The organism is Corynebacterium sp. HMSC064E10, assembly GCF_001812505.1.
GTDB lineage: Bacteria > Actinomycetota > Actinomycetes > Mycobacteriales > Mycobacteriaceae > Corynebacterium > Corynebacterium amycolatum.
The window spans coordinates 1-2,538 of record NZ_KV809165.1 but is presented as its reverse complement, the minus strand read 5'-3'; the positions used below and the strand labels follow the sequence as shown (position 1 = coordinate 2,538).

Below are 2,538 nucleotides of genomic sequence, written 5' to 3'. Positions count from 1 at the left end.
GGCTCTGACGGATTGTAAGCACATGGTTTCAGGTACTATTTCACTCCCCTCCCGGGGTACTTTTCACCATTCCCTCACGGTACTAATCCGCTATCGGTCATAAGCAGGTATTTAGGCTTACCGGATGGTCCCGGCAGATTCACAGCAGATTCCACGAGCCCGCTGCTACTCGGGCAACACACCAATTGCAGATGCAAGTGTTTCACGTACCGGACTCTCACCGTCTACGGCAGGACATTCCAATCCACTTCCGCTACACCCACACCACACAACGCAGGACTAGCAGACCCTGCACAAATGCATCCCCACAACCCCACGCACGCAAACCCTGCCAGGTATCACACGCACGCGGTTTAGCCTCATCCACGTTCGTTCGCCACTACTAACGGAATCACAATTGTTTTCTACTCCTACGGGTACTGAGATGTTTCACTTCCCCGCGTAACCACCAATTAGACTATGAATTCATCTAACGGCGACCGCCCACAACGACGGCCAGGTTTCCCCATTCGGACACCCTCGGATCAACGCTTAGTTGGCAGCTCCCCGAGGCCTATCGCAGCCTCTCACGTCCTTCATCGGCCTACTATGCCAAGGCATCCACCATGCGCCCTTACAACACAACACACAAATACTCAAGAACAATCACAAACAGAAAAACTGCTTGACAAAATCGAACTTACAGAAAAACAAGATGCTCGCGTCCACTATCCAGTTCTCACACAACACCCACACACCACAGAACAAACCACCACACAGCAGCCCGCCTGCAGCACGCAGCAACCTGTCATACAGGAACAACAACACGTGTGTCATCCCAGACACCCAACAGCGCACCAACAACCAACCAACACAAAAAAGGAAAGCACCTTAAACGTTTAATCATCACTTACACACGCGCAGACCACCATCACTCAAGCAGCCTGACCAGTAGGTGTTCCACCCAAAAAACAAAAAAGCCACACGCCACCAACACGATGACACATGACCAGAAGAAAAAATAATCTCCTTAGAAAGGAGGTGATCCAGCCGCACCTTCCGGTACGGCTACCTTGTTACGACTTCGTCCCAATCGCCAATCCCACCTTCGACAGCTCCCTAACGAGTTTAGGCCACTGGCTTCGGGTGTTACCGACTTTCATGACGTGACGGGCGGTGTGTACAAGGCCCGGGAACGTATTCACCGCAGCGTTGCTGATCTGCGATTACTAGCGACTCCGACTTCACGGGGTCGAGTTGCAGACCCCGATCCGAACTGAGACCGGCTTTACGGGATTAGCTCGCCCTCACGGACTGGCAACCCACTGTACCGACCATTGTAGCATGTGTGAAGCCCTGGACATAAGGGGCATGATGATTTGACGTCATCCCCACCTTCCTCCGAGTTAACCCCGGCAGTTTCTTACGAGTCCCCACCACAACGTGCTGGCAACATAAGACAAGGGTTGCGCTCGTTGCGGGACTTAACCCAACATCTCACGACACGAGCTGACGACAACCATGCACCACCTGTATACAAGCCACAAGGGAAACACCATCTCTGGCGCGATCCTGTATATGTCAAGCCCAGGTAAGGTTCTTCGCGTTGCATCGAATTAATCCACATGCTCCGCCGCTTGTGCGGGCCCCCGTCAATTCCTTTGAGTTTTAGCCTTGCGGCCGTACTCCCCAGGCGGGGCGCTTAATGCGTTAGCTACGGCACGGATCCCGTGGAAGGAAACCCACACCTAGCGCCCACCGTTTACGGCATGGACTACCAGGGTATCTAATCCTGTTCGCTCCCCATGCTTTCGCTCCTCAGCGTCAGTTACTGCCCAGAGACCCGCCTTCGCCACCGGTGTTCCTCCTGATATCTGCGCATTTCACCGCTACACCAGGAATTCCAGTCTCCCCTACAGTACTCAAGTTATGCCCGTATCGCCTGCACGCCCGGAGTTAAGCCCCGGAATTTCACAGACGACGCGACAAACCACCTACGAGCTCTTTACGCCCAGTAATTCCGGACAACGCTCGCACCCTACGTATTACCGCGGCTGCTGGCACGTAGTTAGCCGGTGCTTCTTCTCCATCTACCGTCAGAAACCCTTCGTCGATGGTGAAAGGAGTTTACAACCCGAAGGCCGTCATCCCCCACGCGGCGTCGCTGCATCAGGCTTCCGCCCATTGTGCAATATTCCCCACTGCTGCCTCCCGTAGGAGTCTGGGCCGTGTCTCAGTCCCAATGTGGCCGTCCACCCTCTCAGGCCGGCTACCCGTCGCCGCCTTGGTAGGCCATTACCCCACCAACAAGCTGATAGGCCGCGGGCCCATCCCACACCGAAAAAACTTTCCACCACAGCATCCACACCATGGTCCTATCCGGTATTAGACCCAGTTTCCCAGGCTTATCCCGAAGTGCAGGGCAGGTCACCCACGTGTTACTCACCCGTTCGCCACTCGTGTACCCCAGCAAGCTGGAGCCTTACCGTTCGACTTGCATGTGTTAAGCACGCCGCCAGCGTTCGTCCTGAGCCAGGATCAAACCCTCCATCAAAAACC

2 rRNA genes are annotated in these 2,538 nt (G+C 54.8%); both read right to left on the bottom strand.

Annotated features, from left to right (window positions below):
- Positions 1-627: ribosomal RNA gene (locus HMPREF2860_RS00010) — 23S ribosomal RNA — on the bottom strand; the annotation flags it as partial.
- Positions 628-1,013: 386 nt separating this feature from the next.
- A 16S ribosomal RNA gene (locus HMPREF2860_RS00005) occupies positions 1,014-2,533 on the bottom strand.
- Positions 2,534-2,538: the final 5 nt, after the last annotated feature.